Genomic DNA, 14047 nt, shown 5'->3' with positions numbered 1-14047 from the left:
GGCTCATCCCCGGCCCCCGCAACTGCCCCCGGGTCGCCCTCACCTTCCATGGGCAGGGCGACCCCGCCATCGCCCACTCCCTGCTGACCGAGGCCGAGAAGCGCGGCGCACACCTGACCGTGCTGGCCGTCGGCACCTGGCTGGACGAGCATCCGGACATCGCCCGCCGCATCCTCGACGGCGGCCACGACCTCGGCAACCACACCCAGCGCCACCTGGCCGTCGACACGATGCCCGAGGCCCAGGCCCGTACCGAGATCACCGCGTGCGCCGACCGGCTGCGGCACCTCACCGGCTCCATCGGCACCTGGTTCCGCCCCTCCCGCGCCCCGCAGGCCTCCCCCCTGGTCGCCCGTCTGGCCCGGGACGCCGGGTATCCGCACGTCCTGTCGTACGACGTCGACTCGCTCGACTACACGCGGCCCGGTGCCGCCGCCATCACCCGGAAGGTGCTGGCCGAGGCGCGGGGCGGTTCCGTGGTGAGTATGCATTTCGGTTATCCGGACACGGTCGCCGCCCTCCCCGCCGTACTGGAAGGACTCGCCCACCGCGGTCTGGCCGCGGTGACCACCACGGAGTTGTTCAGTTGATGCAGCGCACCCGAATCGCCCAGGCCCTCGTCGTGACCGTCGCCCTCGCCTCCCTGGCGGCCTGCTCCCAGGGCTCGAGCGGGCACAAGGACGAGGCGCTCGGCAGCAAGGCGCCCGTCGCCCCGGCGCAGCGCAAGGCCGTCCCGGGGCTGCCCGGCATGCCCCCGGTCCTCGACCCGAGGGACGTGTACGCCGCCGACCGCCCGAACCGGCTCTCCCCGGCGGTGCGGGACTTCCCGTCCCGGGTGTACGTCCCCAACACCAACTCCAACACCGTCTCGGTCATCGATCCGAAGACGTACCAGGTCGTCGAGACGATCCCGGTCGGCGTCCAGCCCCAGCACGTGGTGCCCTCCTGGGACATGAGGACGCTGTGGGTCAACAACGACCGCGGCAACACCCTCACCCCCATCGACCCGCGCACGGGCAAGGCGGGCAAGCCGGTCGACGTGCACGACCCGTACAACCTCTACTTCACGCCGAACGGCAAGTACGCCATCGTGATGGCCTCCCTCGACCGCCAACTCGTCTTCCGCGACGCGCACACCATGGAGCGGGTGAAGTCGGTCCCGGTCAGCTGCTACGGCGTCAACCACGCGGACTTCTCCGCCGACGGCCGCTACTTCATCGTCTCCTGCGAGTTCAGCGGCGATCTGCTGAAGGTCGACACGGAGAAGATGAAGGTGATCGGGCAGCAGAAGCTGCCGTTCCACGGCTCCATGCCGCAGGACGTCAAGATCTCGCCCGACGGCAAACGGTTTTACATCGCCGACATGATGGCCGACGGCGTGTGGATCCTCGACGGCGACACCTTCGCCAAGCCGTCCTTCCTGCCCACCGGCAAGGGCGCCCACGGCCTCTACATCAGCCGCGACTCGCGCGAGATGTACATCTCCAACCGCGGCGAGGGCACCATCTCCGTCTTCGACTTCGCCGAGAACAGGCTCACCAAGAAGTGGCGTCTGCCGAACGGCGGCAGCCCCGACATGGGCGGCGTCTCCGCCGACGGCAAGGTGCTGTGGCTGTCCGGCCGCTACAACGCCGAGGTGTACGCCATCGACACCCGAACCGGCGAACAACTCGCCCGCATCAAGGTCGGCAGCGGCCCGCACGGCCTCGCGGTCTACCCCCAGCCGGGCCGCTACTCCCTCGGCCACACCGGCATCTTCCGCTGACTCAGCCGCGCTTGAGCATCCGCTGATTCAGCCGCGCCTCAGCAGCAGCGCCTCCGCGCCCACCGGCCGGTAGCCCGCCGCCAGGAACGTCCGCATGCTGCGGGCGTTCCCCGGCGCGACCTGGGCCCACAGCGGCTCGGTGACGAGATGCCGGGCGGCCCGCACCAGCGACCGGCCAAGTCCCCGGTGCCGTACCGTCTCGTCGACCTCGACCGAGACCTCGAGCCGGCCGCCGATCCCGCGGCCCGTCACCAGCACCCCGCCGTCCGCCGTCCACGCGCGCACGTCGTCGCGCCGGCCGCGGGCGTACCCGATCCGCGGATGCGCGCCGTCCTCGATCTCCCGCAGCGCGACCGGCGGCTCACCCGGCAGCGGCCCGCCGACCAGCATCGCGTCGATGGTCTCGGCCGTACGGCCCGTGCGCTCGACGAACGCCGCCAGGAACCGGGGGTTCATCGGCGCGGCGAGCGGGTCGCAGCCGGTGGCGCGCAGGGCGTCGTACACCCAGTCGGGGTCCTCGTCGGTGAAGACGACGGCGTGCGCGGTGAACGCGAGGACGCCCGCGTCCCGTTCGCAGGCCTGTGGGACGACCGTCGTGCCGCCGTCCGCGGGCGGGAGGACACCGCGGGCCGCCGCGTCGAGAATGTCCCGCAAGGTCTCCATGACGGCGCTCCTTGAGTCTCCACCCACTGGAAGGCCCAGACTCGCAGACATGCTGCACCATCCGGGGGGAGACCCCCCAGACCCCGCGTACGACAGCACCGGGCTTTTCACCATCGGCGAGCTGGCACGGTCCACCGGGCTGACCGTGCGCACCATCCGCTACTGGTCCGACGAGGGCGTCCTCACCCCGGTGGGCCGCTCCACGGGCGGTTACCGGCTCTACGACGCCGAGTCCGCGGCCCGGCTGGAGCTGATCCGCACCCTGCGCGAGCTGGGGCTCGGCCTCACCGACGTACGCCGGGTGCTGGACGGCGAGCGGACGGTGGCGGAGGTCGCGGCGGCGCACGTGGCGGCGCTGGACGCGCAGATCCGCTCCCTGAGGGTGACCCGCGCCGTGCTGTCGACCGTGGCACGACGTGGCTCGAGTGCGGAGGAGATGACCCTGATGAACAGACTCGCGCGGCTGTCCGCGGCCGAACGCAGGCGGATCATGGAGGAGTTCGTGGAGGAGATGTTCCGCGGACTGGACCTCGCGGACCCTGACGTCCGGGAGCGGATGCGCAGCAGCGCCGTGAACCTGCCGGACGACCCGACGCCGGAACAGGTCGACGCCTGGGTGGAGCTGGCGGAGCTGGTGCAGGACCCGGAGTTCCGGGCTCAGATGCGCAGGGCGGCCGAGCTCAATCACGCCGGGCGGGGGCCCGACACCCCGGCCGGGGCGTCCCGGTGGTTCGCCAGGCGGCTGGTCGAACTGGTGGGCAACGCGCGTGAGCGCGGAATCGACCCCGAGTCGCCGGAGGCCGACCAGGTCCTGCGCGACCTGTTCGGCGACACCGACCTCGCCGCGGTCCTGGAGCGCGTCGACGCCACCCACAACCCGAGGCTCGCCCGCTACCGCGAGCTCCTGGGCATCCTCAAGGGAGCGCCGGTGCACACCTACGCCGAGGAGTTCGCCTGGGTGGGGGCCGCACTGCGGGCGCGCACGGGCGGTTAGTCTGACCTGCGGCAGTACGCCGGTAAGACAGATGAAACGCGACAAAAAGGGGCGGATCGGTGGCGGACATCGAAGCAGCGCGCAAGGAGTTTGAGCGGATCGACACCGACGGCGACGGGGTCATCACCGCCGCCGAGTTCAAGGCCGCTCTCGCCCAGGGGGGCGACTGGAACGTCACCGAGTCGGTGGCCGAGGTGATCATCAAGACGCGTGACCTGAACGGCGACAAGGTCCTGTCGTTCGACGAGTTCTGGGCCTACCTGAACAAGTGACGCGCGCGGTCGCCGCGCACGGTGAAGGGGGCGCCGCCGGCGCCCCCTTTCTCTTCACCTGTCCGGCCCGCCCCGCGGAATAGTCCGCGGACCGCCCGGGTTGACGCCCCTCAGACGTATGCGTGTGCATCGACCATGGAAGGGCCAGTCATGAAGATCGGCATCATCGGGGCGGGCAACATCGGCGGCAACCTCACCCGGCGGCTCACCGCACTCGGCCACGACGTCTCCGTCGCGAACTCGCGCGGTCCCGAGACGCTGGCCGCGCTCGCCGAGGAGACCGGCGCGACGGCGGTGCGCGCCGAGGAGGCGGCGCGGGGTGCCGAGGTCGTGGTGGTCACCGTGCCGCTCAAGGCGGTCCCCGACCTGCCGTCCGGCCTGCTGGACGGCGCCGCGGAGAACGTCGCCGTGATCGACACCGGAAACTACTACCCGCGGCAGCGGGACGGCCGGATCGCCGGGATCGAGGACGAGGGCCTGACGGAGAGCGCCTGGACCGCGCGGCAGATCGGGCACACCGTGATCAAGGCCTTCAACGGCACCTACGCACAGGACATCCTGGACCGGCCCCGCCCGGCCGGCGACCCCGACCGCATGGCCCTCCCGGTCGCCGGCGACGACGAGGCCGCCAAGCGCGTCGTCCGGGACCTGATCGACCAGCTCGGCTTCGACACGGTCGACGCGGGCACCCTCGCCGACTCCTGGCGCCAGCAGCCGGGCACCCCGGTCTACGGTCTGCGCGAGGGCGTGGACGGAGTGACCAAGGCCCTGGCGGAGGCCTCCCCCGAACGCCCGGCGGACTTCCGCGGCTGAGCCTTCCACGGGCCGCTCAGCCCTCGGCGGCCCACTTCTTCAGCGCCGCCTTGTCGGCGAAGTCGGCGACGTCCTTGTCGTGGGGTTCGCTGGCGTACTGGTGGAAGCGCCACGTGGCCTTGATGCGGGGCTTGCCCGCCGTGACGTAGTCGGCGATCCAGAGACCGTCGCCGGCGTACGAGGTGTCGTCGATGTTGAGCCAGAAGTCGCGGTTGCAGTAGAGGAGGACCCTGTTGTTCGGACGCAGCGCCTTCACCTTGCGGATGAAGCGGTCCTTCTCCGCGTTGCTCGCGTGGGTGCCGGAGCTGGTCGTCTCCCAGTCGACGGCGAGGATGTCGCCCGCCCTCTCCGGGGCGTGCTTCACGAGGTACTCGGCCTGGGCGTCGAGGTTGCCCGGCCACAGGAAGTGGTAGAAGCCGACGACCAGGCCGGCCTCGCGGGCCGTCTTGGTCTGGGCCGCCAGTCTCGGGTTGACGTACGAACGGCCCTCCGTCGCCTTGACGAAGGCGAAGGAGAGGCCGTCCGTGGCGTACGAGGACGACTGGTAGGCGCTGACGTCGATACCGTGCAGCATGGGGGGACTCCCTGAAGTTCCGTCGTGGGGACAGGAGTTTGCGGCACCCCATACCTTAGGACGTCAACTTCTCGCGGCCACCGAACTCAGCACGGACGCCGACTTGGCCGACCAGTCCGAGGTGATCATACTCGCGTGGTCCGCCGCCAACAGCGCCAGCCTGGCGGCCACTTCGGCGTCCGTCGGGGCCGTCGAGGAGATCGCCGGCGAGACTCCGTACGCGTCCGTCATGATCAGGATGTAGTGGTTCGCGGAGTAGAACGACGTGTCGTAGCCGTTGTTGACGTACGTCGCCGCGTCACCGTCGAAGAAGACGAACCACGGGCGGATCGAGGCGTCGTAGCGGGATGTGCGCGGGTCGCCGTCCGCCGCGCCGAGCACCGCGGGGAAGGCCTGCGCCTCCGATATGTTCCCCGCCGCGTACAGGTCGCGCAGATGGTCGCCGTACTCCTCGTCCGTCCAGTAGTGGTCGAACGGGTTGGACTCCTCCACCGTGCCCGGGATCAGCTCGAAGATGAACTTGCCCTTCAACTGGTCCCGCGTCGGCCAGGCGTTCGCCTTCGCCGCCGCGTCCAGCGTGGAGTACGAGGAGCCCAGCAGATCGGCCGGCCTGTAGACGCTGCTGCCGAGCTTCTGCGAGACCAGGGTGTCGAATTCGTCGGGGCCGAGACCGACGTCGTTGTTGAAGCCGACCTTCATCTCGACCTTCACGACGATCGGCGCGTGATCGGGGTGGAGCTGCTCCCAGGCCGCCATGTTGTCCAGGCAGCTGCCGAGGTCCTGGTTGCGGTTCTTGCTGTAGAGCTCGCTGGGCTTGCTGGCGTACTCGCAGTTGTTGTCGTCACCGAGCGGTTTGCTGTGGCTCACCCGCCAGCGCCTGCTCAGGCTGTCCGCGTACACGTCCAGCTCCAGCAGCGAGGCACCCGAGTCCAACGCCTGCGCCCAGTAGGTGTACTTGTCCTTCTCGTACGCGTTGTGCGTACCGATCGTCGTCGTCTGCGCGAACGTCGGCGACGCCGCGTGCGCCTGACCCGGTACCACCACCAGCATCGCGGACGCACCCACGAGCGCCGCCAGCCGTCTCACCACCCGCATGGCTCAATTCCCCTTCACCTCGGCCGAGTTGGCCGAAGCGTAGGGGCATGCGGTTACTGAGCGGTAGACCTTCGCGGAACAACGGGCTCCGCCCGCGCGGACGTCACGGTGGACGTATGCGCCGAGGCACGACCTCCCGTGGCCGCGTAGACGAGGTGGCCGTGCGGGAGCCCTCCGTCAGCTCGCGGTCTCGGGTTTCCGGCAGAAGCAGTGGACGGAGTTTCCCAGGGACATTCCGCCGCGTAAGCAGGCAAGGCCCGATAGCGCTGAAGAACACGAACGCGCTGGTCAGGCCGGCTCGCTCAGCTCGTCAGCATTCGATGATGTTGACCGCCAAGCCGCCCCGCGCCGTCTCCTTGTACTTGACGGACATGTCCGCCCCCGTGTCCTTCATCGTCTTGATGACCTTGTCCAGGGACACCTTGTGGGAGCCGTCGCCGCGCATCGCCATCTTCGCCGCCGTGACCGCCTTCACCGCGGCCATGCCGTTGCGCTCGATGCAGGGGATCTGGACGAGGCCGCCGACCGGGTCGCAGGTGAGGCCGAGGTTGTGTTCCATGCCGATCTCGGCCGCGTTCTCGACCTGTTCGGGGGAGCCGCCGAGCACCTCGGCCAGCGCGCCCGCCGCCATCGAGCAGGCCGAGCCGACCTCGCCCTGGCAGCCGACCTCGGCGCCGGAGATGGACGCGTTCTCCTTGAAGAGCATGCCGATCGCGCCCGCGGCCAGCAGGAAGCGCACCACGCCGTCCTCGTCGGCGCCCGGCACGAAGTTGATGTAGTAGTGCAGGACGGCCGGGATGATGCCTGCGGCCCCGTTCGTCGGGGCGGTCACCACGCGGCCACCCGCCGCGTTCTCCTCGTTGACCGCCATCGCGTAGAGCGTGATCCACTCCATCGCGTGCGCCAACGGCTCGCCCTCGGCCCGGAGTTGACGGGCGGAGACGGCGGCCCGGCGGCGGACCTTCAGACCGCCCGGCAGGATGCCCTCCCGGGACATTCCGCGCGTCACGCACTCCCGCATGACGCGCCAGATCTCCAGCAGGCCGGCCCGGATCTCGTCCTCCGTGCGCCAGGCGCGCTCGTTCTCCAGCATCAGGGAGGAGATCGACAGACCGGTCTCGCTGGTCAGGCGCAACAGCTCGTCACCGGTGCGGAAAGGATACTTCAGCACGGTGTCGTCCAGCTTGATCCGGTCCGCGCCCACCGCGTCCTCGTCCACGACGAACCCGCCGCCCACCGAGTAGTACGTCTTCGACAGCAGCTCGGCGCCCGAGGCGTCGTACGCCCAGAGCGTCATGCCGTTGGCGTGGTACGGGAGGGCCTTGCGGCGGTGCAGCTTCAGGTCGTCGTCGAAGGAGAACGGGATCTCGTGCCGGCCGAGCAGCCGGATACGGCCCGACTCCTTGATCTGCTCCACCCGGTCGTCCGCCGTCTCGACGTCCACCGTCCGCGGGGAGGCGCCCTCCAGGCCGAGCAGCACCGCCTTGGGGGTGCCGTGGCCGTGGCCGGTCGCGCCCAGGGAGCCGTAGAGCTCGGAACGCACGGACGCGACGGAGTCCAGCAGTTCCTCGTTGCGCAGGCGGCGGGCGAACATGCGGGCCGCACGCATCGGTCCCACCGTGTGGGAGCTCGACGGGCCGATGCCGATCGAGAACAGGTCGAAGACCGAGATGGCCACGGGAACTCCTCCGAAAAGGGTGGGGGCACACGTCGTCGGGTGCCCCCACCGGGGAACTACTTGTTCAGGCCGGGGTACAGCGGGTGCTTGTCGGCAAGCGCCTTCACCCGGGCCTTCAGCGCCTCCACGTCGTCCTTCCCGAAGGGAGAGGGCGCCTTCAGCGTCTCGGCGATGACGTCCGCGACCTCGGCGAAGTCCTCGGCCGTGAAGCCGCGGGTCGCCAGGGCCGGCGTACCGATCCGCAGGCCCGAGGTCACCATCGGCGGCCGCGGGTCGTTGGGGACGGCGTTGCGGTTGACCGTGATGCCGACCTCGTGGAGACGGTCCTCGGCCTGCTGTCCGTCCAGTTCGGACTCGCGCAGGTCGACGAGGATCAGGTGCACGTCCGTGCCGCCGGACAGGACGTTCACCCCGGCCTCTCGGGCGTCGGCCGCCGTCAGCCGCTCGGCGAGGATGCGCGCACCGTCCACCGTACGCCGCTGGCGCTCCTTGAACTCCTCGCTCGCCGCGACCTTGAAGGACACCGCCTTCGCCGCGATCACGTGCTCCAGCGGACCGCCCTGGAAACCGGGGAAGACGGAGGAGTTCAGCTTCTTCGCGAAGTCCTTGCCGCGGGCGAGGATGATGCCGCCGCGCGGACCGCCGAGCGTCTTGTGCGTGGTGGAGGTGACGACGTCGGCGTACGGCACCGGGTTCGGGTGCAGCCCGGCCGCCACCAGCCCCGCGAAGTGCGCCATGTCGACCCACAGGTACGCCTCGACCTCGTCCGCGATCCGGCGGAACTCGGCGAAGTCCAGCTGCCGCGGGTACGCCGACCACCCGGCGATGATCACCTTCGGCCGGTGCTCCTTGGCCAGCTTCTCCAGCTCGGCCATGTCGACGAGTCCGGTCGCCGGGTCCACGTGGTAGGCGACCACGTCGAACTGCTTGCCGGAGAAGTTCAGCCGCATCCCGTGGGTGAGGTGGCCGCCGTGGGCGAGGTCGAGCCCGAGGATGGTGTCGCCGGGCTGGGCCAGCGCGAACAGTGCGGCCTGGTTGGCGGAGGCGCCGGAGTGGGGCTGGACGTTGGCGTACTCGGCGCCGAACAGCTCCTTGAGACGGTCGATGGCGATCTGCTCGGCGACGTCGACGTGCTCGCAGCCGCCGTAGTAGCGGCGGCCCGGGTAGCCCTCCGCGTACTTGTTGGTCAGGACCGAGCCCTGCGCCTCCATGACCGCGAGCGGAGCGAAGTTCTCCGAGGCGATCATCTCGAGGGTGGACTGCTGGCGCACGAGCTCGGCGTCGACCGCGGCGGCGATCTCCGGGTCGAGCTCGTGCAGGGACGTGTTCAGGACGGTCATGCGGCCTCGACTCCTCAGCCGGCGTTCTGGGCGGTGTACTCGTCGGCGGAGAGCAGGTCGGAGGGCTCCTCGGTGACGCGCACCTTGAAGAGCCAGCCGCCCTCGAAGGGGGCCGAGTTGACCAGGGACGGGTCGTTCACCACGTCCTCGTTGATCTCGGTGACCTCACCGGTCACGGGGGAGTACAGGTCGCTGACCGACTTGGTCGACTCCAGCTCGCCGCAGGTCTCGCCCGCGGTCACGGCGGAGCCCACCTCGGGAAGCTGGGCGTAGACGACGTCGCCGAGCGCGTTCGCCGCGAACTCGGTGATGCCGACCGTCGAGACGCCGTCCTCGGCGGCCGACAGCCACTCGTGCTCCTTGCTGTAGCGCAGCTGCTGGGGGTTGCTCATGGCCTGAATTCTCCTGTACGCGGGGAGTGGTGATGCATGGGGTACTGCTGGGACTGCTGATGCGCACAGGTTATGTGCGCAGGGTTACGCTCTCGCTACGGACCGCGCCCGTCGTCTGATACGCTCAGCGCATTGTCGGGGGCGACAGTCAAGTCCCCAACAACCCGAGCGAGTCCCGTACTTGCTCCGGCGGCCGGGAGGGTCGTGGCCGGACAGGCGCGACCTGTCAAACTCCCCGGAGCGATCCAGGGGAGAGTCTCTCGGCTTCGGCCGGGAGAGAACTTCAATTCTGGCGCTTGTAGAACGGCAGCGCCACGACGCGGTGCGGCTCGTGGCTACCCCGAATGTCCACACCGACACCCGGGGTGCCCACGGCCGAGTGCGCCGTGTCGACGTACGCCATCGCGATCGGCCTGCCCAGCGTGGGGGAGGGGGCGCCGGACGTGACCTCGCCGATCACCTCGCCGCCGGCCACGACCGGGTACCCGGCGCGCGGGACGCGGCGGCCCTCGGCGATCAGGCCGACCAGGACGCGCGGCGGGTTCTCCTGGGCGCGGGCGGCGGCCTCGGCGAGCGCCTCGCGCCCGACGAAGTCGCCCTCCTTGTCGAACTTCACCACCCGGCCGAGCCCGGCGTCGAAGGGCGTCAGCTCGGTGCTCAGCTCGTGCCCGTACAGCGGCATGCCCGCCTCCAGGCGCAGGGTGTCCCGGCAGGACAGCCCGCAGGGGACCAGGCCGGCGGCCTCGCCCGCCTTGCTCAGCGCCTGCCACAGCTCGACGGCGTGCTCGGGCTTCACGAACAGCTCGAAGCCGTCCTCGCCGGTGTAGCCGGTGCGGGCGATGAGGGCGGGGACGCCGGCGACCGTGCCGGGCAGGCCCGCGTAGTACTTGAGGCCGTCGAGGTCGGCGTCGGTGAGGGACTTCAGGATCCCGGGCGACTCGGGGCCCTGGACGGCGATGAGGGCGTAGGCGTCCCGGTCGTCGCGCACCTCGGCGTCGAAGCCCGCCGCGCGCTCGGTCAGCGCGTCCAGCACGACCTGGGCGTTGGAGGCGTTGGCGACGACCAGGTACTCGGTCTCGGCGAGCCGGTAGACGATCAGGTCGTCCAGGATCCCGCCGTCGGCACGGCAGATCATGGTGTAGCGGGCGCGGCCAACGGCGACGGACGCGATGTTGCCGACCAGGGCGTGGTTCAGCAGGGCGGCGGCCTGCGGGCCGGTGACGGTGATCTCGCCCATGTGGGAGAGGTCGAAGAGGCCGGCCCGGGTGCGCACGGCCAGGTGCTCGTCGCGCTCGGAGCCGTAGCGCAGCGGCATGTCCCAGCCGGCGAAGTCGGTCATCGTCGCACCCAGCGAACGATGCAGGGCATCGAGCGCGGTACGGCGGAGTTCGGTGCTGCTCATCGGACGGTCGTCTCCCAGGGCATGACGGGACAGGGCGAGGTCATTCCTCCCCATCTGTCATCGGTACCTGAGAGGTTCGCCCTGATCACGCGAATGACCGGGCTTGCACCGTGGGTGGGGCCACCGCACGGCGGCCCGCTTTTCAGATGTGCCTCGCCCGCGCGGTAACGGGGCCTGAGAGATTCAAGGGAGGGACTTGCTCCTTCGGCGCCCCAGCGACGTGGACGTGCTCGTGTACTGGGGACTCTCCCGCGCGGATTCAAACGGCCGGTATGCAGTTGGCGCGCACATCATTGCACGCCTCGTCCGCTCGCGTCAGACCGCTCTTTTGTGACGGGCCTGTGGCCGGAACCGAACGGAACCGCGAGACACCGTGCATTACCTTCTCTTTACATTCAGTGGGGAGAAGCTTTCCTGACCCCGCAGGGAGGACGATCACGGTGAACAGGCCCACGGCGTACGCCACGACCTCGGCTCTCACGCTGCCCCGGCAGCCCTCGGCCCCGGCCCGCGAGCGGTGCGACGAACTCCCGGCCCCCGTCGTCCGCGATCTGCGCGACCGCTCGGGCCGCAGTCCGCACGCCCTGCTCTTCGGACCCCGTGACCTCGTCGTCGTCACCGGCCTGCCCGGCAGCGGCAAGTCCACGCTGATGGCCCGCGCGGTCAGGGGCGCCCGCGTCGACTCCCAGGACGCCCGCGACCGCTGGGAGCGCCGGCTGCCGGCCCCGCTGCCCTACGCGCTCTACCGCCCTCTGGTCCGCCTCACCCACTACGCCGGTCTGCGCCGGGCCGTGCGCGGCGGCGAGGGGGTCGTCGTGCACGACTGCGGTACGCAGTCCTGGGTGCGCGGCTGGCTGGCCCGCGAGGCCCGCCGCCGTGGCGGCACGCTGCACCTGCTGCTCCTGGACGTCACGCCGGACGCGGCGCTGGCGGGCCAGCGCGAGCGCGGCCGGGGCGTCTCCCGCTACGCCTTCCTGCGCCACCGCACGGCGGCCGCCCGGCTGATCCGCTCCGTGGAGCGCGGCGAGCTGCCCGAGGGCGTCGGCTCGGCGGTCCTCCTCGACCGGACCGCGGCGGACGTCCTCACCAGGATCGGCTTCACGGGCTGAGCCCCGCCCGCTTTCAGGGGCTGACCCGTTGTCGGTCGCACCCGCTAGCCTTTCCGGTCAAAGCAGTGGTTCCCAGCAGACGGTCGGACACAGATGGACTTCCCAGCGGATCTCCCCGCGGACTTTCCCGCCCAGGCACACCCCCATCCGCACGGCGGCTGGCCGGGCAACGAACTGGAGGAGGTGCTCTCGGCCTCCCTCGGCATCCCCTCCGCGGGCGGCCGGATCATCGAGGTGCTCGGCCGCAGCTTCCTGTGGATCCCGCTGCCCAACGGCGGGGGTCCGCTCAGCGGTCCCCTCGACGTGCCCACGCTGGAGATCGAGGGCCAGGCCTATGTCCCGGTCTTCAGCTCCGAGGAACAGTTCCGCCAGGTCGTCGGCGGCCATCTGTCGTACACCGTCGCCCCGGCCGTCGAGTTCGCCCGAGGTCTGCCCCCGCAGGTGGGCCTCGCGGTCAACCCCGACGGCGTGGTCGGCATCCCCCTTCCGCCGGCCGCGGTCGCCGAGCTGTGCCGCGTCGGCCGCACCGCCCTGGACGGCCCCGCCTCCGGCGGCCGCGTCAAGCTCTACGAACCGGACTGGCAGGACGACCCGATCGACTTCCTGGCCGCGGCCTCCGAGGAGTTCGCCGCCGTCGGTGTGGTGGCCACGGCCCGCCGCTGCCTCGCCGCCATCGAGACGGCGGACCCGGTGATGTTCGTGGGCGTCGAACTCTCCCAGCGCGAGGGCGACCTGAGGGCGCTTCCGCTTCAGGCCCTCGGCCGGGCGGTGACCAGGATCCCCACCCAGTGGCCGGTCAACCTGGTCCTGCTGGACGTGACCGACGACCCGGTGGCCGTCTGGATGCGCGACCGGGTACGCCCTTTCTATACGAGGGATCACTTTTAGGCCGCCGTCGGCGGGGCAACGCCACACCTGGGCTCGCGCACGCACAACAGGCCCCGAGCAGCCAGGCGCTTAAGCTGTCACCCAATGCGGGGCAACTCTTCGAAGGGGCGGTACGTCAGGTGAGCGCGAGCCTCAGCGGCGGCGTCGAGCAGATGCTGCGCCAGGTGACGCCCGGGCGCTACGACGCCTACGAGGCGCTGCTCAGGGCGCTCGCCACCCCTGGCCAGGGCCAGATCTGGATGCTCCTGTGGCACGGCCAGGCGGGCGCTCCGGACGCCCAGTACGGAAACATGGAAGTGGACGGCTACGGCTACGCCCCGTGCGTCACCTCGGCCCAGGAACTCTCCGCCAGCGGCTGGAACCGCTCCTACGAGGTGGTCGACGGGATCGACGTGGCCCGCACCCTCTACCCCGACCACTTCGGCCTCTGGCTCAACCCGCACGCCCCGGGCGGCGGCGTCGGCATCCCCTGGCCGGATCTGCGCCGTATCGCCACCGGCCTGGAGCGCCAGCCCGCCGGCCCGCTGCGACTGCAGGAGCCGACCATCGAGATCCCTCAGTTCTACGCCCTGCTCGCGCAGAACGCCCACCGCACCCCGGCCGTCCGCTCGCTGCGCCGCGCCTGGGTGCAGCCGGCGCTCGGGGCGCCGTATCTCGCCATCGGCCTCGACGTCTACGACACCAGTCCGCCCGCCGTGGACTCGGTGCGGGCGATGATGCAGCAGTCCATCGGCGCGGTCCCCGACGGCCTGCCCGTGTCGACCGTCGCGATGTCCGACGAGTACGACCCCGTCGCGCTGTGGATGCGGGCGAGCGCCCGCCCGTTCTACGACCGCGAGGCCCACGCGCCCGCACCCGCCCAGGCCCCGGCGGCCGGATACGGCTATCCGCCGGCGCACGGCGCATACTGATACACGTCTTCTGGTCCAGACCGGGCCTCTGGTGATCTGCGCGCGTAGATGGCGCCGTAAGATCCTTTGATGTGCGGAATGTCCGAAAAGAACCCGTCCGACCCCCGTTACCCAGTGTCCGGATAACGGAACCCTGCAGCCCGCATCACGT

General features: G+C 70.6%; 15 protein-coding genes and 2 riboswitches. Of the genes, 8 read left to right on the top strand and 7 right to left on the bottom strand.

Going from position 1 to position 14047, the window contains the following annotated elements:
* The coding region (locus GRC12_RS16645; RefSeq protein WP_244372972.1) for a polysaccharide deacetylase family protein at positions 1 to 590 on the top strand (590 nt) is incomplete at its 5' end.
* Positions 590 to 1765, top strand: a complete 1176-nt coding sequence (locus GRC12_RS16640) for a YVTN family beta-propeller repeat protein (RefSeq protein ID WP_208780069.1) — start codon at positions 590 to 592, stop codon at positions 1763 to 1765. The genes GRC12_RS16645 and GRC12_RS16640, both read left to right, overlap by 1 nt.
* A 27-nt stretch (positions 1766 to 1792) precedes the next feature.
* Here GRC12_RS16640 and GRC12_RS16635 read toward each other — a convergent pair whose 3' ends face one another.
* On the bottom strand, positions 1793 to 2428 hold the full coding sequence (locus GRC12_RS16635; protein WP_208780068.1) for a GNAT family N-acetyltransferase: 636 nt from the start codon (positions 2426 to 2428) through the stop codon (positions 1793 to 1795).
* Positions 2429 to 2477: 49 nt separating this feature from the next.
* On the opposite strand from GRC12_RS16635, the gene GRC12_RS16630 reads away from it, so the two are divergent.
* From GRC12_RS16630 to GRC12_RS16620, 3 genes are all read left to right on the top strand, one after another.
* A complete protein-coding gene (locus GRC12_RS16630) occupies positions 2478 to 3422 on the top strand; it encodes a MerR family transcriptional regulator (protein ID WP_208780067.1) in 945 nt (314 codons plus the stop codon).
* A 59-nt stretch (positions 3423 to 3481) separates the two neighbouring features.
* Complete coding sequence (locus GRC12_RS16625; protein WP_133046657.1) at positions 3482 to 3694, top strand: EF-hand domain-containing protein; 213 nt, start codon at positions 3482 to 3484, stop codon at positions 3692 to 3694.
* 135 nt (positions 3695 to 3829) lie between these two features.
* Positions 3830 to 4507: an NADPH-dependent F420 reductase gene (locus GRC12_RS16620; protein ID WP_439959890.1), complete on the top strand. Its 678-nt coding sequence runs from the start codon at positions 3830 to 3832 to the stop codon at positions 4505 to 4507.
* Between the two features lie 16 nt (positions 4508 to 4523).
* Here the strand turns inward: GRC12_RS16620 and GRC12_RS16615 are convergent, their stop codons facing one another.
* From GRC12_RS16615 to gcvT, 6 genes are all read right to left on the bottom strand, one after another.
* Entirely contained in the window at positions 4524 to 5081 is a 558-nt protein-coding gene (locus tag GRC12_RS16615; protein WP_208780065.1) for a GH25 family lysozyme, read from the bottom strand.
* 63 nt (positions 5082 to 5144) lie between these two features.
* Positions 5145 to 6176 (bottom strand): phosphatidylinositol-specific phospholipase C domain-containing protein, encoded by a 1032-nt coding sequence (locus tag GRC12_RS16610; protein ID WP_208780064.1) that lies wholly within the window; start codon positions 6174 to 6176, stop codon positions 5145 to 5147.
* A 310-nt stretch (positions 6177 to 6486) separates the two neighbouring features.
* Positions 6487 to 7854 (bottom strand): L-serine ammonia-lyase, encoded by a 1368-nt coding sequence (locus GRC12_RS16605; protein WP_208780063.1) that lies wholly within the window; start codon positions 7852 to 7854, stop codon positions 6487 to 6489.
* Positions 7855 to 7910: 56 nt separating this feature from the next.
* Positions 7911 to 9194, bottom strand: a complete 1284-nt coding sequence (gene glyA, locus GRC12_RS16600) for a serine hydroxymethyltransferase (RefSeq protein ID WP_208780062.1) — start codon at positions 9192 to 9194, stop codon at positions 7911 to 7913.
* Positions 9195 to 9208: 14 nt separating this feature from the next.
* Positions 9209 to 9586 carry a glycine cleavage system protein GcvH gene (gene gcvH, locus GRC12_RS16595; RefSeq protein ID WP_108015535.1) on the bottom strand — a complete coding sequence of 126 codons (378 nt, stop codon included), beginning with the start codon at positions 9584 to 9586 and terminating at the stop codon, positions 9209 to 9211.
* 283 nt (positions 9587 to 9869) lie between these two features.
* The gene (gcvT, locus tag GRC12_RS16590; protein WP_208780061.1) at positions 9870 to 10988 is read right to left on the bottom strand and encodes a glycine cleavage system aminomethyltransferase GcvT; all 1119 of its coding nucleotides are present in this window, start codon (positions 10986 to 10988) and stop codon (positions 9870 to 9872) included.
* 44 nt (positions 10989 to 11032) lie between these two features.
* A riboswitch (glycine riboswitch) is annotated at positions 11033 to 11140 on the bottom strand.
* Positions 11141 to 11250, bottom strand: a riboswitch (glycine riboswitch).
* Between the two features lie 178 nt (positions 11251 to 11428).
* On the opposite strand from gcvT, the gene GRC12_RS16585 reads away from it, so the two are divergent.
* The 3 genes from GRC12_RS16585 (at position 11429) to GRC12_RS16575 (ending at position 13896) form a co-directional block, all read left to right on the top strand.
* Positions 11429 to 12097 carry an AAA family ATPase gene (locus GRC12_RS16585; protein WP_208780060.1) on the top strand — a complete coding sequence of 223 codons (669 nt, stop codon included), beginning with the start codon at positions 11429 to 11431 and terminating at the stop codon, positions 12095 to 12097.
* A gap of 93 nt (positions 12098 to 12190) precedes the next feature.
* Positions 12191 to 12985: an enhanced serine sensitivity protein SseB gene (locus GRC12_RS16580; protein ID WP_208780059.1), complete on the top strand. Its 795-nt coding sequence runs from the start codon at positions 12191 to 12193 to the stop codon at positions 12983 to 12985.
* A gap of 152 nt (positions 12986 to 13137) precedes the next feature.
* Positions 13138 to 13896, top strand: coding sequence for an enhanced serine sensitivity protein SseB C-terminal domain-containing protein (locus GRC12_RS16575; protein WP_208780070.1), 759 nt, complete (start codon positions 13138 to 13140; stop codon positions 13894 to 13896).
* The last annotated feature ends 151 nt before the right edge of the window (positions 13897 to 14047 follow it).

This window comes from Streptomyces griseorubiginosus, from assembly GCF_017614965.1.
Classification (GTDB): domain Bacteria; phylum Actinomycetota; class Actinomycetes; order Streptomycetales; family Streptomycetaceae; genus Streptomyces; species Streptomyces griseorubiginosus_B.
Note: the sequence above shows the minus strand (reverse complement) of the source record. Positions and strands in the feature narration are given on the sequence as shown.